Below are 24,999 nucleotides of genomic sequence, written 5' to 3'. Positions count from 1 at the left end.
CGTCATCAGTTGGGTTGGACGGCGGGTGGCCGGCGCCGCCAGAATCTCAACACAAGCCGGTTCGCGATGGTATTGAGATAAAGACCCTGCGAAAGGTGGACATAGGCCGCTTGCCAGACGGGCTCTTTGGCGTGCCACGCAATGACATTTTGAAACACCGTCACGGCGCAGAAGGACAAGATCACGCTCGCGAAAATGAGATAGCCCACAAAGCCATGAATAGACATGGGGGCGGGAAGGCTAGAGGCCATCAGCCGCTCGGCGGCCTCGTGCAAGGTGAAGAAGGCGACGGCTGCCAGAGCGGCAAGCGAAATGGTCTTGCCGATCACATAGCCGCTCGGCCGCTCGTCGATAGCGTTGGCGACCATATGCGCCAGCCCCATCATCAAGATCATTGCAAGAGCCAGGGCGCCGGGCTTCTCGCTGAAGCTCGCGCCGAAGAGCGGGCTGACAACGAAGGCCACCGCGATGGTTGCAACGAGCGCGAGTCCGAAGCGCTCCGGATGTGGCTGCCCGCCGGGGCTCGGCGTCCATGAGGCGCGCGCGAGATCGATGATGCTGCCCGACGAAAGGAAGGCGTGCGCCTTGTAGAGCGAATGGGCGACGATATGCAGGATTGCAGCGGGGAAGGCGCCGAGCCCACATTCGACCATCATAAAGCCCATCTGCGCGACAGTAGAATAAGCGAGCGACACCTTCACCGAGGTCTGGGTCAGCATGACGACCGAGCCGAACAGAGCCGTCGCGCCACCAACAACCGCGAGCAGATGCAGCGCCCCATGAGAGAGCGCCACGAGATCCGCAAGTCGAAGCACAATGAAGCCGCCGGCATTGATGACGCCCGCATGCAGCAAAGCGGACACCGGTGTCGGCGTCTCCATGACCTCGATCAGCCAGCCATGGGTTGGCAATTGCGCGGATTTCAGCAGCGCCGCCATGACAATCAGAACCGCGGCGGTTGTGACGTTGGCGTCGTAGGCGCGCACTATCTTCGCTTGCGCTAAGAGCGCGGAAAATTCAAGCGTGCCAAATGTCGATAGTAGAAGGGTGGCGGCGCCGATGAGACATAAGTCAGCGATACGACTCGCAATGAATTTCTTTTTCGCAGCGAGTTGTGCGGCGGGACGCTCGCCACAAAAAAGTAAGAGCTTGTTGAGCCCGATGCTCGTCGCAATCAAGGCAGCGATGAGCTGGACAAGATTGCCGGAGATCACCGCGGCGAGCACTGCGGCGAGCGTCAGAGCTATGAATTTTAGAAAGCGTCCATGGTTTGGGTCGCCGTCAAGGTAGTTTCGACTATAGTAAAGGACGATCAATCCGATGAAGGAGACGAGCACCAGCATCGTCGCCGAAAGCGCATCGACATAGACGCCGATGCCGACACCGCTGACGCCAAGCGTGACGCTGACCAAGGGACCATGAAGCGCGACGATTGCTGTGGCGCACAGCGCAACGGCGAGGGCCATCGATGCTGCAAGCAGCGTTCTTCTCGCCATCTGGTCGGGCGCGGCATTGGCCTGTCCGGACGGCGTCATCCCGACCCACGCGAGCGACAGCGGCGCCAATAGTACAGACCAGCTTGCAAGTTGAACCATGACCGGCTCCATCAATGTCGACGGAGCGGAAGCTAGATCAAGCCCATCGTTCTGAAAAATGCTATTATTGCAATCCACCATTCTGTTTGATAGAACGATGTATGGCTTTCCTGAACTATCACCACCTGCGGTATTTTTGGGCAATCGCCAACGAGGGCGGCCTAACGCGAGCAGCGAAATTGCTCAACGTGTCGCCGTCCTCCTTGTCCGTCCAACTCAAGTCGTTGGAGGAACAACTCGGTCAACCACTATTTGAGCGGGACGGCCGCGCTCTGCGATTGACTGAAGCAGGTCGTGTCGCGCTCGACTATGCCAATACGGTCTTCAAGTCCGGCGAGGAATTGCTGAGCACGTTTAAAAGTTTGAGTCTCGGTGATCGGCATATGTTGCGAATCGGTTCCGTCGCAACGCTGTCGCGCAACTTTCAGATCGAGTTCCTCAAACCCCTCATCGACCGTCACGATGTGGAGCTCCAGCTAAAATCCGGGACATTGAACGAGCTTCTTCAAAAGCTCGAAGCCCATGCGCTCGACCTCGTGCTGTCAAATCAGCCTGCCACGATGGACATGAATTTCGAATGGCAGAATTTGCTCGTCGCGGAACAGGCAGTCAGCATTATCGGTCATCCAAATCTGTGGAATGGAAGGAAGGCAACCGCGTCGACGTTCCAGTTCCCCAACGATCTCACACAGGTTCCGATCGTTCTCCCCGCGCGGGGCGCAGCGATCAGAATAGCCTTCGACCGTATCCTCGAAGAAGCTGGAATCAGTCCGATCATTCTGGCGGAGGTTGAAGACATGGCGATGCTTCGTCTCATCGTCAGAGAGAGCCACAGCGTAACGCTCGTGCCGCCAGTCGTTGTCAGGGATGAACTTGAGTCCGGCGTTCTCGTCGAACATTGCAAGCTTGAACGGATAAGGGAGTCCTTTTACGCCATCACGCGAAAGAGGCGCTTTGCAAATCCCTTATTGACGGAACTAGTTGGCTCGCGACTACCCATCAGTTAAGCGCTCTACCAGGGAAGACATGCCGCGAATTATCGCCGCCACCGCCGGATTCCTCTGATTGGCGACGGCGAAAACGCGTTCCTGAACGCCCTCTATTTCAGCCACGAAATCGAGTCCATAGCGCTCAAGCATTTCGCGTCGCATCACACTCGGCGCAAAGACAAGACCCTCGCCGGTTGCGGCGATACTCTTCAACAAAGAGTTATCCTCGATTTCCGCTCTGACTTGCGGTTTTAATCCGTGGCTATGGAACCAGCGATCCTGCGACTGTCGCAAAAGTGTGTTGGAGGTCGGTAAAATAACTGGCGCGTGATGCAGCGTTCGCGGAAAGCCATCCCGATATGCGGCAACGAGGTTTGGCGCGCCAAATATGGACATCTCCAGCGTGGCAAGGAGCTGACTGGAAAAGCCGCGCCTTACGGAAGCTGGTGGCGCATTCAAGAGCGCGAGATCGCAAGTCAACGGACTCAGCTCCGAAAGCGAACGCTCGTCGCTACTGAAACATATGAGCATAGGCGACTGCGACATATTCAACAGTGGCGTGAGCAGCCGGCGCATAACCAAGGTGTCAAGCGCGTTGCAGACGCCTATCCGTAGTTCCAGCCGACGTTCTGCGTTTTCGCCCTTCAGCCAGTTGCGCAGCTCGTCGCCTATCCTGAATATTTCATCCGCGTAACTGACAGCCAGCAGGCCTTTTTCGGTCAGAACCAGCTTCCGGCCCTCTCTATGAAAAACCTTATGGCCGATCGACTTTTCGAAGACGGCCAGTTGGCCGCTGATTGTCGGCTGCGCCAGTCCGAGCATACTGCAGGCGTTCTTAATTGAGCCCATTTTGGCGACGGCCCAGAAATAATAGAGATGCTGGTAGTTAAGGCGTTCCAAGTCCAAGTCCGGCTGCATTCTCCTTCCCTACGAGCCGCTTGTCGCTATGAAAATTTCGTTTTAGTGAATGAACATTTTCATTTCATAGAACGATGCCGGATCCTGTCTTTTATAGACTCGGTTTCGGTTAACTTTGATCAATCAACAAGTTCACTTCGTTCCAGATCGCTCGTGCGGCTTCATTTTGAAAGCTGAGGATTAAAAAAATGCGATCGGGAGCTCGTTTTTCTGTTTGCTGCTGCTGAGTTTTTCGATACCGATAGGACGTGGCGTTTAGGGTCCGCACGGGTTAGCACTGCTTTGACGTCGTCGTGAGAGTGAACTATGCGCGCCATAGGCCGGCCAACTAAGTCAACGCCTCTGCCGTACGGGTCCCGTTCCATTTGGCGCCTCTGTTCACATCGGATGTTCGGTTCCGCATCACACGCCAGCCTTTCGGATAAGCTGGATGAGCTGTCGCGGGCTGGGGAAATGCGCCGAACGGCATGATCGTGTCATTCGATAGGCTGGTTGGCGGCAAGCTGCTTCTGTTTCTTGGCGCGCTGGGGATTGGATACGTCGACGTTTTGTCGAATGTCTCCGGCCATAGCGTGCTGACGCCTTACTCTGCCGGTTCGCTTGAAGGCGTCACGCCGAGCTTCGGCGCTTGGGGAACGACCTTCTATCTCATCGGCGTAGCGCTTGGCGTGCCGCTCGCGAGAGTCCTAGCCGGTCGCTTCGGCGAATATCGCGTGCTGACGTTCGGCTATTTATGCTACGCGATCGCCTCGCTGATTTGCGTCTCGAGCGAGAGCGTCTTTATGTACGCCCCGACGAGATTCGTCTTCGGGGTTTTCGGCGGCTTTCTTGCGGTCGTCAGTCAATCGGCGGCGCTGGGCGAACTGCCAGAAAAGCAGTACAGGATCGGCCTCGGCTATTGGGCCGCGCTCGGCATATTGCCTTATACGCTAGCGGTGTTTCTCGGCGGCTTCTGGGCCGAGTATTTTTCCTGGCGCTGGCTCTTTTACGCCAACGCGACACTGGGCGTTCTCATCTCGGCGATCATTGGCGCGCTGCTTTATGGCCGCGAATATAAGCGCAAGATCGTGCGCTTCGACGCCGTGGGCTATGTGCTGCTCGTGATCACCTTGATCGCCATGCAGATGATGCTGAGCCTGGGCAATGATTTCGATTGGTTCGGCTCGTCACTGCTGTCGGTCGCGCTGATCACCGTCATGTTCTCTCTACCTCTCTTCATCATCTGGGAATGGGGCGAACGCCACCCGATCGTCGACGTGCGGCTCTTTTCGCGCTCGAGTTACGCCATTGGCGTCCTCAGCGGCTTCCTCGGCTTTCTCGTCATACAGGGGCTGATGTCGCTGCTGTCGGTGCAGATGCAGCTTTTGCTCGGCTACACGTCCTCGCTCGCAGGCCATGTCTATCTGGCGATGATGGTCGCGGGCCTGCCGCTCGCTGGCTTCATGTACGAGATTTCGAAGAAGCTCGATGTGCGCTTCGTGATCTGCATGATGTGCGTGTGCTCGTCGGTCGTGCTCACCTGGCTCGGGCTCTTCGACAAGAACGCTTCATACGATAAGCTCGCTATACCGGTTGTTTTCCTGGGCTTTTGTGTCGCCGCGCTATCGGCGCCGACGTCGACCCTCGCGACGTACGGGTTATCAGGACCCGCGTATAAGCGGGCGGCGGAAGAGTTCCTGCTGTTTCGTCTCGTCGGCGGCGCTTTTGGCATCGCGTTTCAGAGCGTCGTCTACTTCCGCCGCACGCCGTGGCATCAACTCAACCTATCCGAATATCTCGGCGGCCGTCGCTACGCCTCGCTGGACACGCTGGCGGCGTTGACCCAGCAGCTTCAGTCGTTGGGCCTGTCTGAATCGGTCACGCGTCGCGTGATTGCGCGCGCCATCCGCCAACAAGCGGGCATTCTTGCCATGGATGACGCATTTCTGCTCGGCGCCGTCATTATGTTCCTGCTTGGCGGCGTCGTCTGGTTTGCCAAACTCCAAAAATATCCAGCAGAGCTGGCGGGCGGCTCGGCGCCTCCGCCCCATCAGACGATGGCGGCGGAGCATTGATGGTTCTCGTTCGTAAAATGCGTCGGCTCGCAGCCAAACTCAGGCGCGCGACCCGCGTCAGCGTCGCCGCGGTCTCCTGTGCTTTGCTCGCAGCGTGCATGCCCATCGACAGAGCGGACCGCTCACAATTCATCGAGCAGCCCGCAATGACCGGCACGCTCTCGCAAGCGGGCCTTCCCGTCGTAGAGGGCGAGACGGCCTGGCCGCAGGAGGAGTGGTGGCGCGCCTTCCGCAGCGCCGAACTCGACGCGGTCATCAGCAAAGCGCTGTCCGACAATCAGAACTACCGTAAGGCGCAAAACGCGCTCCGGGAGGCCGACGCCGCCATTCGTGTTTTCGGCGCCCGTCTCCTGCCGGAAATCAATTCAACTTTCGGCATGCGGCAGTCGCGCAATCCCCTGCATGGCGTCGTTGCTTCCTACAATCCGGAGCAAGGCGGTCTGGAAAAGACCATGGCCTTCATCAATCCTCTGGCGCTGACCTGGGAGCTGGATTTCTGGCAAAAGAATCGCGCGCTACTCGACGCCGCGATCGGCGAGGCCGCCGCGCAGGCGGGCGAAACCGAGCAGAGCCGGCTTCTGCTGACGACCGGAGTCGCGCGAGCCTATTTGCGCGGCTACGCGCTGACACAGCAGTCGGGCCTCGCAACAACGTCGGTGAAAATGCGCCGAGAGCTGCGCGCGCTCGCCGAGACCCGCTATCAGACCGGGCTTGATACGCTCGATGGCGTTCAGATCGCGCGCACGAATGAAGAGGTCGCCGTGCGGCGCGAGGCGACTGTCAAGGCGGCGATCACGCTGCAGCGCGACGCGATTGCGCGGCTTATGGGCGAAGGGCCTGACGCGGGCCTCGCGGTTCTCAACGGGCGCGGCAGCGTCGTGCTGGCGCAGCCCGCATTGCCGAAAGCTCTGCCGATCGAATTGCTGCGGCGACGTCCTGATCTCGCGGCCGCGCTCGCGCGGGCCGAGGCGTGGGCGGCGCGCGTTCACGTCGCGAAAACTCTGTTTCTCCCCTCCGTCGATCTTGCGCTTGGGGGCGGCTTCGAAGGCTCCGTCACCTCGACAAAGATTAGTAAACTCGCGGGTTTTCTCTTCAATCCTTCCGCGCTCGGCTATGTCGCCGCCCCGACCATTCGCCTGCCCGTCTTCCAGGGCGGCCGGCTGAGCGGCAATCTCGAAGTGCAGCGCGCGGAATATGATCAGGCGGTCGACGCCTACAATGACACGCTGCTGCAGGCCGCGCAGCAGGTCGCGGATGCGATCGCCAATCTCAGGCGTGCGCGCTCGGAATTCGACGCGCAAAGCCGCTTCGTTCGAGCGCGCCGGACCGAACTGGCGTTGTCGAAGGTCCGGCTGCGCGACGGCCTGCGCGACCAGCGAGAAATCCTGCAGGAACGCGCCGACCTGCTCGACGCGATCTTTACCCTGCGCGGGCTCGATGGCGATCGTCTGATAGCCGCTGTCGATCTTTATCAGGCGCTTGGCGGCGGCTTTGCAGGCGGCCCGGGGCCGGATTTTCCGAAGCCCGCGCCCGAGGCCGATCCAATCACGCCCGTTGTCGAAGGAATCCAGTCGCTGACCGGCGGCTGAGACGAGATTGCACGGGACGAAATGTTGATGCGGCAAGCGGTGGTGTGATTAGTCCATGTCTCTGTCGAGAAAAAGCATCCGCGCGAGAAGGTCCTTTCTTCTTAAAGTCGTCTTCCTGGCAATTGCGGTCGCCGCGTTCCTAGCGCTGTTCAAATGGCTCACTTATGACCGTGACCGCGTCACGACGGACAACGCCTTTGTTACGGGCAACATCATTCCGGTGATGGCGGACGCTACGGGCGTCGTCGCCGCTGTGAATGCCGAAGAAACACAGCTCGTCAAAAAGGGCGATGTGCTGGTTCGGCTCGACGCCCAGCGCGCGCGCGCGGTGTTGGGACAAGCCGAGGCGGAACTCGGCCGCGCCGTGCGCGCCGTCGGCGCGCTCTTCGCCAATCGGCAGCAGGTATGCCAGAAACTCGCCTCCCGTACGGCGATACGCGAACGGACACGGCACGATCTCGCCCGTTATCGGTCGGCCGCGCCGAGCGGCGCCGCGTCGCGCCAGCTTCTGCAGAACACCGAGGACCAGCTCGCGGCGCAGGAAGCCGATTGGCGCGAGACGCGCGCCGAGCTACAGGCGTTCGATGCGCGCCTCATCAATGCGACGCGCGTCAGCCATCCCGATATCGAGGCGGCGAGGGCGCGCTTTAACGACGCCTATGTCGAAACGCTGCGCCAGAGCATTCGCGCGCCGGCGACGGGCTATGTCGCCAAGCGCCGCGTTCAGGTCGGCTTCCGCGTCAAGCCCGGCGACCAGATCATGAATATCGTGCCGCTGGACCATCTCTGGATCGAGGCCAATCTCTGGGAGAACCGTCTCGAGAGCATTCGGCCGGGGCAGAAGGCGGAGATCATTGTCGATCTCTACGGGAGCAAGCGAACCTATCATGGCGTCGTCGAAGGCGTCGTGCCAGGCTCGGGCAGCGTGTTCGCCACGCTGCCGCCGGACAACGCCACCGGCAACTTCATCCGCATCGTGCAACGCATCCCGGTGCGCATCGCGATCGACCCGGAAGAGCTGAAAAAGCAGCCGCTGCGGCCGGGACTTTCGACGATCACGACGATCGACGTGAACAGCACGCCCGCGTCGCCCAATGACTCGATCGTCAAGACGGCGACCAGCGAATATACGACCGAAGTATTCGACAAGGATCTGGCTGAAGCAAGGGCGCGCGCCGAAGCCGTGATCAAGAACAATTTGCTTGACGCGCCGGATGCGGCGGAAGCCTGCGCCGTCGCGGTGAAATGAGTCGCAGCGGCGCGGCCCTTTGCGCTAAACGGACCAGACTGAGTTTCCGGTCCGATCGTTGCCTTGCGGGCGTCGGAGCAAGCTGAATGGAGCGAAAGCAACACCTTCAGAACATTCTGCTCGGCCTGCTTTCCGGGCCGCTGCTTGCCGCGCTGATCCTTCTCGTTCCGATGGGGATTCTGACCGGCCTGTCGGTCGTCCTCGATCCGTCGCTCGCAATGTACGAATTCGTGCCGGAAGAGGTGCTTCTCGTCCCCTTCATTCTTCTCGCCGTTCTCATCTCGGCGGCCAACGTCCGCCTTGCCGTCGTCATGTCCCGTGACACGAAAGCCGGTCGCATCATCAAAGTGAGGACCGACCGCTATGTCGATGATCCAAGCGGCGCGCAGAATATTCACGGCCATCGGGGCCGCGCGTTTGCTGATGAACTGAAGCATTTCATCGCGAGGCGCGAAGAAAAGGCCGTCTCGCTGAGCAAGCCCATCGGCGAGGATTACGGCTGGGGTTTCTGGCTTCGGGAGAAAGCCTTTTCCCCCGTCTGGGTAGCCATCGCGCATACCGGCAACCCTAAAGACGACGAAAGCGTAGAGGAATTTATCGTCGCCATCACGCTGGAGCCGCCTATCCTGCCATGGCGACGTCTGCGCTATAAGCCCGATTTCGCGCTGAGAGACGAGGTCGAGCAGCGCGTGACGGAATTTCTCGCCGAGAAAAATATTCCCTTCGCGATCGAGTGGGAGGAATGGGTTGATCCCGAGCCTCATCCGCAACCGCCGCCGAGATTTTGACAACACCAATGTTAGTCGTTTTGGCGCGGTTGGGACATGATCGTCTTTTGAGCAAAGGAGCTCTCCGCGCAAGCGGATGCGAACTGGTGCAGACCAAGGAACCACGGGAGCACGCTATCTTGCCTGTGGCCGGTCTGCCGGAGACCGAGCCGGCATAATGGCGTCTGTTCAATGAAGGTTCAGGGAATTTGTCCCAGGTTGGACATTACAAATGGGGCGTCTTCGCGTTCTTGGACTACGACGGCGAACCGATCTATGTTGGTCAAACGAACGAGGTGCTGCGTACGCGACTGGTCGTCATCTTACCAATCAGCGCACGAACGCAGTAGCGATGTTCTCGACCCTTTCGAAGTGCTGGAGATCGAGGCAGCGCTATCACAATTTCAATAGACCAATCGCTATGACATCAGCGCTCATCAACATTTGCATGCGCTGAAGCGTTGATAAAGCAGCGCGCAATTGGGCAGTCCCGAATTCAAAGCGGTCCTGAACGAAAAGGATCCGCCGGCCGGTTCCCTTGTAGTTGAAGCGCCGCGATCGTTGCGGGGCCGATCGTATCGGATCGCCTCTATGAGCTGAACCCATCCGGATTTTCGAATCGCCCGAGGGGCGCTCATTATATCGCGTCTCGCGCAGGTGATTGCAGAACGAAAAGTGGAAGGAGGCCTCCGCCTCGTGCTGCAAACCCAAGCGTTGCGTCTCCAGTGGCTTGCAGCACGCCGTTACGATGCACTGGGCGGTGCCGGCGTCTGTCGGACGTGGCGGTGACGAAGACTGTCACGTTGCGCTTAATTGCAAGGAGAGCATGCAAGGTTGTGGGGAGTATGTAAATTTTCGAAGGTTAAGGTCGCCTCTTTGGGAAAGGCGAGCCTATGCGAAGGCTGGTTTGGCGGGTGAAGCTTGTCGTGGACTTCGGGGACGAAGCGGCGGAAACCGAGGTCGAGGTGGCCCGGATCGAAAGAGACGAGTTCACGGTCCCGGAAACGCTTGGTCTGTCGCTTGGCGAAGGGAAACGCCTTACCGCTGCTATTCAAACGGAAATCGTCCGCGCGCAGGCGGCGACGATGGGCGAGCGCTTCCGTTGCTGCGCATTGCGGATCGACCTTGTCGAGCAAAGGATACAGATCGGTCACCTTTCGATCCCTCTTCGGCGACGTGCCGCTTCGAGTTCGTCGGTTCGCGAACTGCCAATGCTGCCGTGAAGTCGCGGGTGAACCGAGAAGTTTTTCGGCGTTGACGCTTGAACGCGGCATAGCGCCCGAACTCGCCTACGTCACCGCCAAATTCGCCGCGCTCGCGCCGTTTGCTAAGGTGGCTGATCTGCTGGCCGAGTTGCTGCCCGTCGGGGGCGCCGTCAATGCCGGCACGGTGCGCAATCGAACCCGCCGTGTCGGCGAGCATATCGCGCGACTGCGTCCCGAGGGAGCGGCGGATCCCGATATTGACGCAGTGACTCCCGCAGTCGTGATCGACCTTGATGGAGGCTATCTGCGCAGCCGACATTGTCGCCCAGAACGGAATTTCGAAGTGCTGGCGGGCAAGGTGCTCAATGTCGATGGATCGCAGCATCGCTTCGCCTTTGCTCGCAACGGCAACTCTGCGAGCAAATTTGCCGATGCGGTTGTGAGCGCGGGCGTCCGTCTCGGCACGTCAGCGACGGTGCTTTGCGACGGCGACCCTGGACTGTGGAAGTTGCAGCGTCAGGTCATGCCAGAGGCGACTCTCGTCCTCGACTGGTTCCATATCGCCATGCGTTTTGAACACGCCCCGCAGGCGGCGCGCGGCCTTGGCGCCGGCACTTTCAGCGACTACCTCCAAGGCCATCCAATCCGCGAACTCGAGAGCGCCAAGTGGAGAATCTGGCACGGCCGCTCGAGCGCATGTCTTGGGCGCTTGGCGCGACTGATGCATTGGTTCGACGCCGCTCATGTCAGAGACGTCAAAGGCGCCGCCGCGGTCCAGCGACATATCAACAATCTGATTGAATATCTCTACGCCAATGAACTTGCGCTCGTGAACTACGGACGGCGACGCCGTGATCGGCTGCCACTTTCAACCGCATTTGTCGAAAGCGCAGTCAATGAAATCTTGTCAAAACGCATGATCAAGAAGCAGCAGATGCGATGGAACAGGTGGACCGTGCAGCCCTTTCTGGACGTGCGTGTCGCCGTTCTCAACAAGACGCTCGCCGGCTCGTTCAGGCGGCTCTATCCAGACTTCCAACCAGACAATAAAAATCACCCAAAGCAGCTCGCAGCGGGACAAACCCCACGACTCTGCATGCTCCCAAAGGCCGCCGGCCTTGCCGGCGGCCCAGCTCAAGGGAAAAGAGCCCAAGGTGGACTATGCAAGCGTCAGCATCCACACTTGGTTTCACACGCCTTTTTGGTCGCCTTTGGCCCCTCGAGCTGGCCAGCGGCGCCATACGCTTGGCTGGCCTTGATGTATTCGTCCTCGCAGGCCCTCATGCAAAGGGCCTGCTTGTCATCGTCATTGACATTGCAGCTGACAGATTGGAGGAGGCGGTTTGCGTGGATTCCACCTTTGCCAGACGACAGCATGCCTTCAAAGGCAAAGCTCGGTCCGGTCGCTCCAGCGATGATCAAGCCAGCTGTCAAAAGAGCGCGTAGTTTCATGTTCTCGTTTCCTCTCCCGCCCCAAGATCGGCGCACCTCGTTGTCTGGGCACCCAGGATTGGGTGTCGGGATCCAACGAAATAATTTTGCCCGACATCCACCAGATACCTGCCTTGCTAAACCACATATGCCCAACGTCGACGACTATTGGAAAGGTGACTCTTCGACGCACAAATCTGCTGATTTGCCGGAGCCGCCGAACTCTGAATCTGATGGGTGGATTACGGCACGGTCAAAATGACCAAAACTCCATGCATAGTGACAATGGTCCCAGGGTCGTCGCATCATGAAACGGCTCGCCAGCCTTTTATTTCGGACGCGGGCAAGCCCGTGTTGCTGCTTCAAACATCCGATCTCACCCGGGCGTAGGAGCCCGGCGCGTCCTCGATCACGGTCAGCCTGCCAGCCCCGGGCTCGCGCGCGGGCGTCCGGTCGGAGGCGAAGCCGGTCACCCATTCGTCCCAGACCGGCCACCACGAGCCCTGTCGCGCAGCGGCGCCAGAGAACCATTGGTCGGGCGTCGCCGGCAGGTCATCATTGGTCCAATGCCCATATTTGCCGCCCGGCGCGTTGATCACCCCAGCCATGTGGCCAGAGGCCGCTAGAACGAATTTGACCGGCCCCTTGTAAAGGCGAGTCGCTGCATAGGTCGACTTCCACGGGGCGATGTGATCCTCCCGCGTCGACAGGATGAAGGTCGGCGTCGTGATTTGCGTCAGGTCGAGCGGCATGCCGTATAGGCGGATGCCGCCGGGCTTCGCCAGCAGATTCATCTGATACATATTGCGCAAGCAGAAAGAATGCATGGCTGCCGGCATGCGCGTCGAGTCGGCGTTCCAGTAAAGGAGGTCGAACGGCAAATGCTCCTTGCCGAGGAGATAATTTCTCACCACAAAGGACCAGATCAGATCGTTCGAGCGCAGCATGTTGAACGACATCGCCATGTCCTGCGCCTCAAGATAGCCCCGCTCCTTCATGCGCTCATCGAGCGAAGCGAGCTGCTCATTGTCGATGAACACTGCCATGTCGCCGGCATCCGCGAAGTCGACGAGCGTGACGAAATAGGAGGCGCTAGCGATCCGCTCGTCGCCGCGCGCGGTCATATAGGCGAGGGTCGAGGCGAGCAACGTGCCGCCCAGGCAATAACCAACGGCGTTGGCTGAACGTTCGGCCGTCGCCATCTCGATCGCGTCGAGGGCTGCGAGCGGACCCTCCTGCATATAATCCTCGAAGCTCTTCTCGGCGAGCTTCTCGTCGGGATTGACCCAGGAGACGACAAAGACGGTGTGGCCCTGGTCAACGGCCCATTTGATAAAGGAGTTCTTCGGCTGCAGGTCGAGCACATAGAATTTGTTGATCCACGGCGGGACAATCAGCAACGGTCGGCGACGCACGTCGGGGGTCGTCGGCGTATATTGGATGAGCTGCATCAGTTCATTCTGGAAGACGACCTTGCCCGGCGTCGCAGCTATGTTTTCACCGAGGCGAAACGCCGCCATGTCGGTCATGGTGATCGACAGCCGACCCTTGCCGCGCTGCAAATCCTCGAGCAGGTTCTCGAGTCCGCGCAGAAGGTTCTGTCCGCCAGTCTTGAGCGTCGCAGTGAGGACCTCGGGATTGGTGGCGAAGAAATTGGACGGGGAGAGTGCGTCAACGAACTGGCGCGAATAGAAGTCGACTTTGCGCGCAGTCGCCGGGTCGAGCCCCTCGACGCCGCGCACCGCCGCGAGCACAGCCTTGGCCCAAATGAGATAGCTCTCTTTGATGAAATTGAAGACCGCATTCTCAGTCCAGTCGGGATGTTTGAAACGCTTGTCTTCCGGCGGTTCATCGGTCCCGGTGCCATGCCCCATCAAGCGCTCCGCCGTCGTCTGCCAGACGCGCAGGCTATCGTTGAATAGATCGATTTGCGTGCGGGTGACCGGCGCTGGATCGGTCATCATCTTCGTTGTCAGTTCGAAGAAGGCGCCGCCGAGCGTCGTCACATCGCCCATGCCGAGCCGCGCGATATCCGGACGATCGAGCAGGAAGTTCTGGACGAGCCGCTGGCTTTGTTCAGCGATCTTGCCGAGTTGCGTCGCGAGAGCTGCTGCATCCCATGTTGGCTGCGTCGAATTCTGAGCCATATGCTTACCAGTGGTCTATTTTCCGTCCATCCAATCCTTTTCGTCTCATCTGGTCAAATGCTGAGCGCGAGCGGACTTTCCAAAGGTCGATTACGGGTTATGGGCCGCGCTGCAGCTTGATCCGCTTAACTCGATGAAAGGAGGTCAAGGAGACGGGAATTGACGGGCTGTCGGGAGTAGGCGTCATGGATGGCGGGGTGTCTCCCAGGGCGCCAGTGGTCGGAGTAGGGTGGAGACGTCGAGGGGATGAAGCGGGGCGGCGTCCTATCTGGCCGCTGCCAAGGGAGCTCGTAGCTATATGGAAGATCCAGGAAAAGGGTTGACGATCTCGGCCCAGCCGTGCGGTTGTTCAACGAACTGATAACGGCTGGCATCCCGAGAGCCCGGCTGGTCTTCGCCTTGAACCACGTATTGACCGACGCCGAGGAACAGGCCGCGCGCGAGTATTTGCGCGAGGCTGGCTACGAGGTCTTGTCGGGTTTCCTGCCGTCGAAGACCTCCTACCGCGACGCCCAGAACCACGGTCGCAGCGTGACGGAGACGCGGATCGACGCGCTGAACGCCAAAGCCCACCGGCTGATCCAGTCGCTCATCAACAAGGTCGACGCTATGGCCGATCACCCTGCGTCGCCCCCGGATTAGGGGCGGGGGATAACGTCAAGTTAAATGGATTTTGGACGATATGATAGCGGTGTCGGATCATGAGACATGCACGTGATGGCGTGAGACCAATGCCAGCACGGGCAAACGGCCGCAAAAGCTGGAGTCGTAACTCCCACAAATAAAATCGCCGCGGCTATTGCAGGAATGCTGATCCATTTCCGCGCCATGTGCTCATCTCCGCTCAGGTGTCCCAGTATTGTGTGCGTGCGCACGATCGGCCTAGCCAGGGCGCGGTTCAAGATCGGGCTCGCCAATCTCGCCTACAACATGCGCCGCTTCGTATGGCTGACCGTCCGAGGCGCGCCCGCGTAAAGGACATGGGCGATCGGGTTGGACGTCGCTCACCAAGCGAGGGGGCCTTCGAAGCTAAAACGCCGACCTTCCATAGACGCGAACACGTCAGGCCGCCTCACGCGAACCATCTGCCACCGCGCCTTTCCGCCGAAGCCCCCGCAGCGCGCCTTCTCTGCTTGCCCGCTATCTATCTCGACGCGTGTCGCGCCCAAGGCATGGCGCCGGCTGGCGTTGACGCCACGCAAGAAGCGCGGCTCATGCGCGCGCTCTTGAAGGAGCCGGATGTCGCCGCATTGCGCGAGGCGCGCGTCGCTCTGGCGATCGACGACGGCGTCCGGCGCGAAGCGGCGAAGGCGGCGCGATTCATCGTCGACGCCGCCGTGGTCGAGCGGGCGCGCGCGCATTTCACGGAAGCTGGCGCGATGGACGCCGCCGACATGCTTGACGCCTATCTTGATTTACGGCGCGCCGGCGGCTGGGCGCCGCCGCACGAAGCGCCGACTCTCGCCGCGCTCGTCGCGCGCGCCGGCGTCGAACGCGACGCCGCGCGGCTCGAAGCCGAAAGCCTTGCGCAGGCGCCGCCGGCTCAGGAGCGGTCGAAGGGATTATTTGCTGCGATGCGCGGCTTGTTCGGACGCTGATTGGTCAAGGCCGCGCGACCGTTCGCCTGAACAAGCGCTGGAGACCGCTGTCTCCGGTCTCTCGTCAGAGCCGCCGAATCAATTTGCCTCCCCGCTCGTTGCAAAGCGGCGAAAGCGACAGTCACTTCTCAAGAATGTGACACTGAAATGGAATATTCTGTCTCGGAACAAATGGCGCAAGAAACGCTGAAAACTTCGGTGCCCCATGCCCTTTTCGAAATTGAGCCGCGAGCAAAAGCGGACGATTCTGAGTGAGCTCCGGCAGTCACTGTTTCAGCACGAACTTTGGTACGAGAATTTCAACAGAACGATCATTTGCGATCAGGTTCCCGACGAGCGGGACCTCCAGGAAGATGCGAACCACAGGTGGCCGCTCGGACAATGGCTGCATGGCGCCGGCGCCAGTCGCCTGGGTTCGCATCAAAGTTTTTCCCAGATTTTGCTTGCGCATGAGCTTATGCACCGGCACGCGGCAATCATGTTGCGAACCGCGTCGGAGCACCGGTCCATTCCTCTCGACGACTATGAATTATTCCTGTCGGCCCTCAAGCAGGTCCGCGCCCAATTAGTGACGATCAAGCACGAACTCGAGGATGCACTTCGTAATCGGGATCCGTTGACAGGCGCGGGCAACCATATCGCAATGTTGACAGCGTTGCGCGAGCGGCAGGCCCTCGCGCCAAGACCCACATGCCTCGCGATGATGGATCTGGATCACTTCAGGGAGGTGAACGACACATACGGCCACACGCTCGGCGATGAATTTCTCGTGCAATACGCGGAATTCGTGATGTCCCACTTGCGGCCCCATGATGAGTTTTTTCGCTTTGGAGGCGAGAAGTTTCTCTACTGCGCCGCGGATGCGGACCTGGAACAGGGACGCGCAATCGCAGAGCAGCTACGAAAAGGCTTATCGGACAGGGAATTCTTCGTCGAAGGCTATTTGCCGCTCACGGTAACGGCTTCCTTCGGGCTTACTCTCCTCGACCCATCCGTTCCCGTCGAGCAATCGATCGAGCGCGCCGACCAGGCGTTGCACGACGCCAAAGCCGCAGGTCGCGATCGGATCGCGAATTGGCAGGCGCCAAACTAAGGCCAATCCAAAATGGGACGAACGCGCGCGCCCGCCGAGGCGGCTTGCCACTCGCACAGCGGCAATCGACCCCGCCCGGAGGGCGGCTCCTGCTCAATCTATTCAAAACGTGGTTGTCAGGCGACGCTTGCCGGAACGTTCGCGTGTTCTAGATGAAGCTAACCTGCAATACAGGAACTTCGTTCAACCCAATGTTATCATTAATGTTTGGTAACACAGGAGCTGGAGTTCGACGAACCTAGTCCTACGGTCAGGCATTTTTGGGCATGTCATCTACAAGCGCCTGGAGTTGGTCGTGCCACTTTTTCATTTTTTCTAACCATGCCTTATTTTCTTCGCTCGGCTTTGCCTCGGCAAGCGCGTGATGTACTAATTCGAGTTCCTCCAATAGCGCTTCTTTTCTGTCACTGAAGGTTGCGACGAGCCTTGCTCGGCTATGCATGTACGCCTCCATGGATAGGAATTTTAGATTCGACGCGGCGACGCTATCGAGCGCCAGCAAGCACAATCACGAGAAAATTATGGACCGTTTGCGCTCGGACCCGGGAGGCGATTCATTGCGTATAAATTATAGAGCTCCCGGTTAACGGAAGCTAGAGCGTTGGGTAAATCGGAAGACGCTTTTCTGTGATGGAGAACGCAACGACATTCCCGCAACGGCATTCGGCCGCAGCGACAGCTTGCCTGATTTCATCCGCTGCATTCAGAAAGCACAAAAGGAAATGTCCGCTAGCTGGACCTTCGATATCCGCGCCATAGGGCACATGGTGCCCAACAATTGCCCGATAAGCGTTGGCGAACATCGACGCACAGCGGGGCGCTCATGAATGTCGACCCCAATGAAAAGATTGCTAGCGTGACAATGCGCGAAATTCGGCGCGTATTTCGTTTGGTGATCAGGCGAGAGGCTTTTAGACGAACTGCTAAAGCGAGACTTAATCCAGCAAGCTAAAGGTATGGAGACGGAAAGTTACTACACTTTGACATTAAAAGGATGCGCTGTTGCGAATGCAAATTTCGGTAAACGTTCGGCCGAGAAGTGGGAGCAAAGCTGATAGAGTCCGTGAGGAATCGTGCCGAGGAATTGAACGCGGATGAGTGGATGCCGCTGTTGGTCGAAGAAATCCGTATCTTCGGTAGCTGGGTTACCGGGTCTCATGACCTCGGTGACATCGATTTAGCGGTAGATTTCCAGCGCCGATACGGCATTGAATACCACATTGAACTGACTGAAATCTTGGTTGAACGGGATGGCTACGAAGGATCGTTTTTTGACCGCCTGTGCTACGATGCTGTCGCCGCGCGAAGAAAGCTCAAGGGCCGGGACTGGCGGATTTCTGTCCACGACCGCGGAGGAACTCATCGGTCTCGGTGTCGAAAGCCAGCAAATATTCAAGGCCGGCGCAATTTCTCGCGGAAACCTGCAGCAATGACGGACATTCAGCATAATTAGCATCGCCCCGTGGAAACCCGCCATCAACTTGGTCCCTCCAACTATCGCTGACCTTCGCGCTGAGGGCGACGCCGCAAAGAAGAGCGCCCGGCCTGTCCCGTTCTCATCGGCCGCCCTACATCCCACTGGTTTGTTGTGAGCAGCGGATCGAACGGGAAGATTGTCTCATGTCCGGCACGATCATAAATCTCATCATCCAAATTGTGGCAGGAGCCATTGGCGGAAACGCTGCTGGCGGATTCCTAAAGAACTTAGACCTCAGCACTCTCGCTAAGACAATCACTGGCGCCGCCGGCGGCGGCATTGGCGGAACGATCCTCCAGGGCTTGATCCCTGCGCTCAGCAGCGCGGCCAGCAGCGGGGGACTCGATATTGGCGTGATGCTGGGCAATTTGGCTGGCGGCGGCATTACCGGCGCGGTCGTCACCACAGCCTATGGTCTCATAAAGAATGTGCTCATGAAGAAAACGGGCTGATCACAGCCACGGCGAAGGCCGACTTCGATTCGAGAACGCAGAGCTGTCGGAGGACCCATGGAACCAAACAAGATCACACTTGAACAGCGCCGCGAATTTAGCGAGGTCGTCGGCCTGTTCGACTCGATGGACAACCTGCAGTCCGCCATTGACGATCTGCTCACCCACGGATTCGACCGCTCGGAAATTAGCCTGCTCGCCGAAGATGCGACGGCGCGCGAAAAGGTTGGCGCGAAACGCTCGGTCGAGATCGAGGACAGCGATGAAGCGCCGCGCATCTCCTACATCGAAAACGAGTCGCTTAATGAAGGCAAAGCTTCGCTCATCGGTCTGCTCTTCTATGTCGGCGCCATAGCCGGCGCGATCGCCGTCTGGACCATCTTCGGCAGTTTCGCCGAGGCAATTTTTGCGGGCATTGTCACCGGTATGGTCGCCAGCCTGATCGGCATTGGAGCCATCAAACTCATTCAACGTCGTCAGCGCAATTGGGCGCAAGCGCAATTGGCGCGCGGCGGGCTGCTGCTGTGGGCGCGGACCTGGACCGAAGAACATGAACGCGTCGCCATGGACGCCATGCAGCGAAATGGAGGCCACGACGTCCATGTTCATACGGCGGAGCATAGGCCTGACGATCCAGACTGAACGCTGTCAGATCTGTTCTAACCTATGAAACTCGAACGCTTCGGCAGGGTAAGGCGTATCCTCTATCGACACATGAACGCACTAACGCCGACGAAGCTCATGTCCCTTTGAAGCCCGCGTCGACGAGGTTTTGCAAACCGGTTCTATGACGTCCGCGGCCTGTAGCGGTGGCCAGAAAGGTCAAAGGAACGAAACGAGCAGCGGAAGTCGTAGTCATGGATGCGCGTGCGGCTCCGGGCGCGTGCGGCACGAAAAAGCCCGGCCATTTCTGACCGGGCAGGAGTTTTGCGTTTGAAAGGATCGTCGCCCGTTAGAGCGACAGGCCAATTCGTAGTCGCGCCGAGGAGCGCGCATTAGCGCTCGAGCTGCCTGCTCATCGAATGCTTTGATCGCCTCCGCTGTTTCCGACACAAGATTTAGCGCGGCGACGAGCGCGGTGCTCTCAGGGGCAGACTGATGAGCCAAACCATCGTTGCTGCCGATGGCTTCGTCCGTGGCTTGGTGGTTCAATCGGGCGCGTTCATTGTGACGCCAGATCGGCCCGGCGACGGCGGCGCTCTGCGAGCAAATTCTGGAGGCGCGGCCTCATCCCGAACAGGGCTATCGCGCCTGTCTGGGCATTGTTCGCCTCATCGGCCCCTATGGGTCCGAACGCGTCGAAGCCGCGGCGGAGCGCGCCATAGAGATCGGCGCGAAGACCTACGGCTCGGTCAAATCCATCCTCGACAACAAGCTCGATCGGAAGCTGGCGCCAAAGCGCGCCGCGGACACGGCTCCGATCCTTCACCCCAATATCCGCGGCCCGCGCTACTACCATTAGGAGACAGCGACTTGCTTAAACATCCCACCCTCGACCAGCTTCACGTCCTCGGCCTTTACGGAATGGCCAAGGCTTTCGCCGAACTCGCAGAGACAGATGAGGCGAAAGGGATCGACCGCAGCGACTGGCTCGCGCTGCTGCTTGATCGAGAAGCGTCTCTTCGACGCGACAAGCGGCTGACGGCCAGGCTGCGCGTCGCTCGGCGAATGTCCTTCACGACCTGCTCGGCGGACAATTTCGGGGTTCCGGATTTCTGGCTCATCTCCACTCCTTGACGGTTACGATGAGCCAGAAATCCTCCTTTCCTCAACCCGCCCGATTTGTCTCAAAGGCGCTGACGCCGGACATGAATGCATCTTCGCATTCAATCACCCGTTCGAGGTAGCGAGCGTATTTAATCCCCGTCTGCTTATCGGTGGCCACCGCTGTGGGGCCTCCGGGAAGCGAGATCATCGCTGATCTTAATGGCGGCGGCCGGGGTAGCGGCAGGAGGCTGACCAGCCTCCATTATAGCCGGCTCTGCAGACTGTGCAGAGGCAGAGGCCTAGTCTAATCTTTTTCTGCTGCCTGCAATTCATGTCGAGCAATCACGGCATGGGTTACACCTTTTGAGAGTCGGCCGGCGTGTCCGGTTCCCCTCGCAAGGCTCATCGCCTTTTTTAATTCGTTGATGGCGGCTACTTTGTGATGGTTGAACTTTTCCTTGTTCGCCGCTTCTGCGTGCTCGAGAGCGCTTTGGAGGTGGTCTGCGAATGACGACGCCATCCCCTTCCTACCTTCGGCAATGCCCTCTTCGAGTTCCTTAGTAGCTTCGGAGATATGCGAACTTTGTGCAAGAGATAAGCCCGGCACCATCATAAGGCCGAGACTAATGAGACCAGCCATAAGGTTGCGATTGAGCATTTCACATCTCCCTTGCTTTAATTCAAAAGCTGGCCCCTGGCCCAAAACGCGAGGCAACCAGTTGTAGCTTCATTGATCTACTTTTCGATGTCCCATTTGAATAGGCTCGCGGACCGCTGCAAATTGACGCATTATCCGGCTTCATTGCATAAGCGCAGAAGCCGAGACGTTTCTCAAAAACTCAAAAGATGGTGCAAATATCAATGTTGCTCCTCATGCCTCCCCAGTTGCGGGGCCGTGGGCCAAAACGTCGTGATCGGCTGTTATGCTAATTAGCCGACATTCACCGGATACCGGCGGTCTTGAGCCAGAGATTGCCGCCTTCGACGGCTGCTGGCAAGGCTGAATCTTCGACGCAGACGCCAGCGAGCCCCAATTTGATGATAACGGCGCGCCCAGCGCTGAAAGTTCGGATTTTCCTGTCATCGAGGCGCATGTCTCCCGTGGTTTGCAGCGAACGCGTGAACGTTGAACGCCTTACGCTGTCGACGTCACCGGCGGCGGTCGCAACCCTGCGATGAGCCGCAAAATGTCGGCGAAGAGATTTCGAGGAATGGCCACCTCCGCCATCTGGAACGAGACATAGCGCGCGTGACCGACGACCTTCGCGCCGATCTTGATCAGCTTTTCGCGCAGCGTGGTCATAGACCAGTGCTTTATCGGCTAAGGCATCGCCAGCGTGCGCAGGAAGTTGCCGAGATTGTAGGCCAGCGCGTGAAGCTGAAGGCGCACAGCGTTGGCGGCGAAGGAGCGACCTGACAGTCGCGTCCATTTGATCGCGCCCTTGCCTTCCTTGATGTACTGCTCGCATGCGCCGCGCTTGCTGTAGAAGGCCACCTCCCTTCATTTTTGCGTCATTGTCGGCATGAGAAAGTGAGGTGGTGCGCGAGCTTCTTGTAAATGGTGCGCAACGAATCCGAATACGACAAGGCACCGCGTACCGCCATTGTTCGGTAGCGGCGGCGAGGCAATGATCGTCCCCTCACCCCCTTTAGACACGATCAAGCGGTTGATAACTTTTTTTCGTAGAGCGTCGCGTGACATCGCTGTGCATCGATGCGCAACAGCTCACTTGCGTTACGTTTACTTCCGCTCAGCGTTGCGTCTTACCATCATGTATGAATCCCACACTCACACGAAAAAATCGTTCTCGCTGTATTCCGACACCGAGCGGCCGACGCACGGAAATCACCAGCAATGACATCTACGGCGTTTTCGAACCATTGAGCCGTCATGCGCAGCTCACGACCAAGCAGCTCGTCGCGTATGATCGCCGGTATGCGACGAAGACACGTAACCGACTGACTGCCCTTTTTCACGAGGAAGGCCAATGGCTCGGCCGCTTGGGGCAAGAGGTGAAATTAGCGAACTATCTGGCACACGACGAAATTCATCGGTTAGAGGCCGACGCCGCGCAACTGCTCATCACAAAAGGCGTCATCCCAAATGCACAATGGGTATTCCACGTGCGTATCGGCGGCCACAGCACCACGCCGTCGCGGATCATCCGTCTCACGCATGATCACATGGCATCCCACATCGTGCTCGATATTGAGATCGGCGCGCGTGATGACGAAGCGGCGCGATTTATAAATCACATTGAGATCGTTCAAGCTGCGCCGGAGGCGACACGTGCGCTCAGAAATCCGCTGCGCATTCCCGGTCCCGAGACCGCCGGTGCGACGAAATGGATCGAGCCCGACGCGCTGTTCGCACTCGGGAGCCGATAGTATGCGGGCTAGGCGGACATGGGTACCGAGAGCATTGATCCAATCATCCGAGCAAGGATACTCGCTTATCGCGAGGTCGTGGCCTCAGGCATCATTGACGATCATCTCGGCATCGACAATCTCACCGTGCTCTTCGTCACCACGAACGAGACGCGTATGCGCAACATCATGAAAGAGCTGCGCACCATCGCCCACAATGGCAAGACGCCGATGTTCGCGTTCGCGAGCCGTCCCGACCTCGCCACGATTATGCACGCGCCTGCACCGATCGGCGACATGTTCCGCACTTCATGGGAGCGCGTCGGGTATGAACCCCTCTCGCTTGTACGACCGAATTAAAAAGCCACACGCATGCGTGTGGCTCAGGATTTATTCGTCCCGCTCTTTTGGCGGAACGAGAATGAACTGTCCGTCGAGCGGCAGGAAATTCAGCCGCACAACCAACCCATCGCCGTCATTGAAGCGCCAGGCAGCTCCGATCGTCGTCATGAACTCATTGTCCGGCGATTGCTTCGCCCGCGCGTGGTACACGGGGCGGGAGCCCTTCGGCTTGTCTTCGTTTCTCTTTTGCGTCAACCGAGCCGGGGAACGTCCGGCGAATTACGGATCATTTCGTTCAACGATTGGGAGGAGACACAAATGATATCTCGCCGTCTTACCGCCGCAGCATTAGGCCTTGCGCTTGCGCTCGCCGCCGCCCCCCCAATTGGGCTGGGCGAGTGACCATCTGAAGCAGGCGATCTGGGAGACCAAGGAAGCGATCGCCACTGGCAACCATGGCCAAGCCGCATCCTTCGTCGAGCATTCAGTCGAGGCAGTTCATCATGCGCACGCCGCCCAGGCACAGCATCCGAGCGATCATCTTAAGAAAGGGATCGCTCATCTGAAAAAGGGGATCAAACTGGCCAAGCGGACCAGCTCCATTCACCGCGTGGAAAAGGCGACAGCGCATGCGGAAACGGCGTTGTCGCATCTTGAAGCCGTCAGGTAAGCTCTGGCGAACAACGTTTCCGTCGTGGCGCGGCCCAGAAAATGAGGTGCCGGCCGCGGCGGTTCTTTTATGCGGCGTTCGCCGCCCGAGCTTCACATCGAAGAAATCAACTCGCTGCGAGCCGGGATGGGTGCACAGACGGTAGGCGCGATCATCGATGCGCTAAAGTACCAACCCAAAGCCTTTCAAATCAGGCTCAATGACCGCTCCCCAATATTGAGAGACGACCTTAGTTGGTGGCAGCACATCATCTCGGCGCATCCAGAGTTCGCATGGATCAGAACTCAATTTTAGGATGAGGTAACAGCAGCGCGGAAGCCGGAACCCGCGTCGCCGGTGTGGCATGGGCTCTGACTGGGGCTGCGCCCCCTTCATATCAAAGTGCGCGGTTCATCGAACGCTAAGCCTAAGGACAATCATTTCTTCCTGACATAGATCCAGACACAGCCTGGCCGTGCAGTTGTCGATGCGCGCAGGGAGGCTCTCCCCTCGCCCGCCACTGCAACGAATGAATGTCTGATACCGACGTGCGTCAACTCTCTCTGGACTGTCTTGGCGCGTTGCGCGGACAGCCGCGCGATTTCGCTGGCGCTGCCACCAACATCACTGTGCACGCCGATCACAGTGTGCGTCCCCGGATATTCCCTCAATATCCCCGCAAGTCGTTGCAGTTCTTCGTGCGCCGTCGCTGTAAGCGTCGCTCCGCCCAGATCGAACGCGACCCGACCGAGATCGAACGAGGCTTCCTTCCCGGGTCCGTGTTCTAGGAACGAGCGGAGTTTGGTCTCAAAGTCTGGAGCCGCAACAGTCTTTGGATTTGCAGTGGCAGCAGCTTCGCTTTTCGGCGGCGGCGCTGACGCTTTCTCGGAGGAATTCTCTCCAAGGACGGACAGAGACTCAAGGTCATTTGTCTTCGAAGTAGAGCCGATGGTAAGGCTCGATAGAACTTGAGGCGTGAACAGCCACACCAATACCATGATGATGCCGACGGCGGCCGCGAGGCCCAGGGCCGTCGCGAAGGGATGAAGGCCTTTTTCCTCGAAGAGCATCGGGTCCTCTTCAGCTGCCGACCCATACTCTCCCTCGGATGGCGGGATTTTTCCTCTGTACTGGCTCCATACCCACGCCTGCGGCACGGCCGTATCCCGGGCTTCGTGCTCTTCTTCTCCCCTCGCGCCCATCGTCGATCTCACAGCCCCGACATTCGGAAAAGCCACGCCAGAGTTTCCTTCAGTGACCGGCATCACGCCTATGCTCTATCTAGAGCCACAAGCGCGGGAGTTGATCCGATGAACATCGAAGCGATCGTCTTCTACTCCTTCTCATCGACGCGGTCAGCGCCAACGTCG

General features: G+C 58.9%; 23 protein-coding genes and 2 pseudogenes. 17 read left to right on the top strand and 8 right to left on the bottom strand.

Annotated features, from left to right (window positions below):
* Nucleotides 1-5: 5 nt before the first annotated feature.
* A complete protein-coding gene (locus A3OO_RS0120045) occupies nucleotides 6-1,595 on the bottom strand; it encodes an NADH-quinone oxidoreductase subunit L (protein WP_026223189.1) in 1,590 nt (529 codons plus the stop codon).
* Between the two features lie 101 nt (nucleotides 1,596-1,696).
* Between A3OO_RS0120045 and A3OO_RS0120040 the strand changes: the two genes are divergently transcribed.
* Complete coding sequence (locus tag A3OO_RS0120040) at nucleotides 1,697-2,602, top strand: LysR family transcriptional regulator (RefSeq protein WP_018409629.1); 906 nt, start codon at nucleotides 1,697-1,699, stop codon at nucleotides 2,600-2,602.
* On the opposite strand, the gene A3OO_RS22380 is transcribed toward A3OO_RS0120040, so the two are convergent.
* Nucleotides 2,588-3,502, bottom strand: a complete 915-nt coding sequence (locus A3OO_RS22380; protein ID WP_018409628.1) for a LysR substrate-binding domain-containing protein — start codon at nucleotides 3,500-3,502, stop codon at nucleotides 2,588-2,590. The genes A3OO_RS0120040 and A3OO_RS22380 overlap by 15 nt on opposite strands.
* A gap of 467 nt (nucleotides 3,503-3,969) precedes the next feature.
* On the opposite strand from A3OO_RS22380, the gene A3OO_RS0120030 reads away from it, so the two are divergent.
* The 4 genes from A3OO_RS0120030 (at nucleotide 3,970) to A3OO_RS0120015 (ending at nucleotide 9,182) form a co-directional block, all read left to right on the top strand.
* Nucleotides 3,970-5,556 (top strand): MFS transporter, encoded by a 1,587-nt coding sequence (locus tag A3OO_RS0120030; protein ID WP_018409627.1) that lies wholly within the window; start codon nucleotides 3,970-3,972, stop codon nucleotides 5,554-5,556.
* A complete protein-coding gene (locus A3OO_RS0120025) occupies nucleotides 5,556-7,145 on the top strand; it encodes an efflux transporter outer membrane subunit (RefSeq protein WP_018409626.1) in 1,590 nt (529 codons plus the stop codon). The genes A3OO_RS0120030 and A3OO_RS0120025 overlap by 1 nt, the downstream gene beginning before the upstream one ends.
* A gap of 55 nt (nucleotides 7,146-7,200) precedes the next feature.
* On the top strand, nucleotides 7,201-8,394 hold the full coding sequence (locus A3OO_RS0120020; RefSeq protein WP_018409625.1) for an HlyD family secretion protein: 1,194 nt from the start codon (nucleotides 7,201-7,203) through the stop codon (nucleotides 8,392-8,394).
* Nucleotides 8,395-8,480: 86 nt separating this feature from the next.
* A complete protein-coding gene (locus A3OO_RS0120015) occupies nucleotides 8,481-9,182 on the top strand; it encodes a hypothetical protein (RefSeq protein ID WP_018409624.1) in 702 nt (233 codons plus the stop codon).
* 788 nt (nucleotides 9,183-9,970) lie between these two features.
* Here the strand turns inward: A3OO_RS0120015 and A3OO_RS24125 are convergent.
* The gene (locus A3OO_RS24125; RefSeq protein WP_198008880.1) at nucleotides 9,971-10,315 is read right to left on the bottom strand and encodes a hypothetical protein; all 345 of its coding nucleotides are present in this window, start codon (nucleotides 10,313-10,315) and stop codon (nucleotides 9,971-9,973) included.
* On the opposite strand from A3OO_RS24125, the gene A3OO_RS0120000 reads away from it, so the two are divergent.
* Nucleotides 10,287-12,059 (top strand): ISKra4 family transposase, encoded by a 1,773-nt coding sequence (locus tag A3OO_RS0120000; RefSeq protein ID WP_198008879.1) that lies wholly within the window; start codon nucleotides 10,287-10,289, stop codon nucleotides 12,057-12,059. The two genes, A3OO_RS24125 and A3OO_RS0120000, sit on opposite strands and share 29 nt — an antisense overlap.
* 100 nt (nucleotides 12,060-12,159) lie before the next feature.
* Here the strand turns inward: A3OO_RS0120000 and A3OO_RS0119995 are convergent, their stop codons facing one another.
* Nucleotides 12,160-13,944 carry a PHA/PHB synthase family protein gene (locus A3OO_RS0119995; protein ID WP_018409620.1) on the bottom strand — a complete coding sequence of 595 codons (1,785 nt, stop codon included), beginning with the start codon at nucleotides 13,942-13,944 and terminating at the stop codon, nucleotides 12,160-12,162.
* A 411-nt stretch (nucleotides 13,945-14,355) separates the two neighbouring features.
* Between A3OO_RS0119995 and A3OO_RS22375 the strand changes: the two genes are divergently transcribed.
* The 3 genes from A3OO_RS22375 to A3OO_RS0119975 all read left to right on the top strand — a co-directional run bounded on the left by A3OO_RS22375 (nucleotide 14,356) and on the right by A3OO_RS0119975 (nucleotide 16,635).
* Nucleotides 14,356-14,586: a hypothetical protein gene (locus tag A3OO_RS22375; RefSeq protein ID WP_026223127.1), complete on the top strand. Its 231-nt coding sequence runs from the start codon at nucleotides 14,356-14,358 to the stop codon at nucleotides 14,584-14,586.
* A gap of 491 nt (nucleotides 14,587-15,077) precedes the next feature.
* On the top strand, nucleotides 15,078-15,542 hold the full coding sequence (locus tag A3OO_RS0119980; protein WP_156824970.1) for a hypothetical protein: 465 nt from the start codon (nucleotides 15,078-15,080) through the stop codon (nucleotides 15,540-15,542).
* Nucleotides 15,543-15,981: 439 nt separating this feature from the next.
* Nucleotides 15,982-16,635, top strand: coding sequence for a diguanylate cyclase (locus tag A3OO_RS0119975; RefSeq protein WP_245257257.1), 654 nt, complete (start codon nucleotides 15,982-15,984; stop codon nucleotides 16,633-16,635).
* 250 nt (nucleotides 16,636-16,885) lie between these two features.
* On the opposite strand, the gene A3OO_RS0119970 is transcribed toward A3OO_RS0119975, so the two are convergent.
* Nucleotides 16,886-17,077: a hypothetical protein gene (locus A3OO_RS0119970; RefSeq protein ID WP_245257243.1), complete on the bottom strand. Its 192-nt coding sequence runs from the start codon at nucleotides 17,075-17,077 to the stop codon at nucleotides 16,886-16,888.
* Nucleotides 17,078-17,737: 660 nt separating this feature from the next.
* Between A3OO_RS0119970 and A3OO_RS23830 the strand changes: the two genes are divergently transcribed.
* From A3OO_RS23830 to A3OO_RS0119940, 5 genes and pseudogenes are all read left to right on the top strand, one after another.
* Complete coding sequence (locus A3OO_RS23830) at nucleotides 17,738-18,088, top strand: nucleotidyltransferase family protein (protein WP_156824969.1); 351 nt, start codon at nucleotides 17,738-17,740, stop codon at nucleotides 18,086-18,088.
* A 167-nt stretch (nucleotides 18,089-18,255) separates the two neighbouring features.
* Nucleotides 18,256-18,564: a hypothetical protein gene (locus A3OO_RS0119955; protein ID WP_018409613.1), complete on the top strand. Its 309-nt coding sequence runs from the start codon at nucleotides 18,256-18,258 to the stop codon at nucleotides 18,562-18,564.
* Between the two features lie 57 nt (nucleotides 18,565-18,621).
* The gene (locus A3OO_RS0119950) at nucleotides 18,622-19,206 is read left to right on the top strand and encodes a hypothetical protein (protein WP_018409612.1); all 585 of its coding nucleotides are present in this window, start codon (nucleotides 18,622-18,624) and stop codon (nucleotides 19,204-19,206) included.
* A gap of 535 nt (nucleotides 19,207-19,741) precedes the next feature.
* Nucleotides 19,742-20,026, top strand: a pseudogene (locus A3OO_RS24465) (IS21 family transposase); the annotation flags it as partial.
* Nucleotides 20,027-20,037: 11 nt separating this feature from the next.
* Nucleotides 20,038-20,301 (top strand): ATP-binding protein, encoded by a 264-nt coding sequence (locus A3OO_RS0119940; RefSeq protein WP_018409610.1) that lies wholly within the window; start codon nucleotides 20,038-20,040, stop codon nucleotides 20,299-20,301.
* Between the two features lie 274 nt (nucleotides 20,302-20,575).
* On the opposite strand, the gene smbP (A3OO_RS22370) is transcribed toward A3OO_RS0119940, so the two are convergent.
* Nucleotides 20,576-20,929, bottom strand: a complete 354-nt coding sequence (gene smbP / locus A3OO_RS22370; protein ID WP_245257242.1) for a small metal-binding protein SmbP — start codon at nucleotides 20,927-20,929, stop codon at nucleotides 20,576-20,578.
* A 477-nt stretch (nucleotides 20,930-21,406) separates the two neighbouring features.
* Nucleotides 21,407-21,772: pseudogene (locus A3OO_RS23825) on the bottom strand (transposase); the annotation flags it as partial.
* 275 nt (nucleotides 21,773-22,047) lie between these two features.
* Here A3OO_RS23825 and A3OO_RS0119910 point away from each other — a divergent pair.
* The 3 genes from A3OO_RS0119910 to smbP (A3OO_RS0119895) all read left to right on the top strand — a co-directional run bounded on the left by A3OO_RS0119910 (nucleotide 22,048) and on the right by smbP (A3OO_RS0119895) (nucleotide 23,650).
* Nucleotides 22,048-22,659 carry a replication-relaxation family protein gene (locus A3OO_RS0119910; RefSeq protein WP_018409605.1) on the top strand — a complete coding sequence of 204 codons (612 nt, stop codon included), beginning with the start codon at nucleotides 22,048-22,050 and terminating at the stop codon, nucleotides 22,657-22,659.
* A gap of 18 nt (nucleotides 22,660-22,677) precedes the next feature.
* A complete protein-coding gene (locus A3OO_RS0119905; protein ID WP_018409604.1) occupies nucleotides 22,678-22,998 on the top strand; it encodes a hypothetical protein in 321 nt (106 codons plus the stop codon).
* A 343-nt stretch (nucleotides 22,999-23,341) separates the two neighbouring features.
* Nucleotides 23,342-23,650 (top strand): small metal-binding protein SmbP, encoded by a 309-nt coding sequence (smbP, locus tag A3OO_RS0119895; protein ID WP_198008878.1) that lies wholly within the window; start codon nucleotides 23,342-23,344, stop codon nucleotides 23,648-23,650.
* A gap of 416 nt (nucleotides 23,651-24,066) precedes the next feature.
* On the opposite strand, the gene A3OO_RS22765 is transcribed toward smbP (A3OO_RS0119895), so the two are convergent.
* Nucleotides 24,067-24,894, bottom strand: coding sequence for an OmpA family protein (locus A3OO_RS22765; protein WP_026223187.1), 828 nt, complete (start codon nucleotides 24,892-24,894; stop codon nucleotides 24,067-24,069).
* Between the last annotated feature and the right edge of the window lie 105 nt (nucleotides 24,895-24,999).

Origin of the sequence: Methylocystis rosea SV97 (assembly GCF_000372845.1) — a bacterium.
Classification (GTDB): Bacteria; Pseudomonadota; Alphaproteobacteria; order Rhizobiales; family Beijerinckiaceae; genus Methylocystis; species Methylocystis rosea.
Note: the sequence above shows the minus strand (reverse complement) of the source record. Positions and strands in the feature narration are given on the sequence as shown.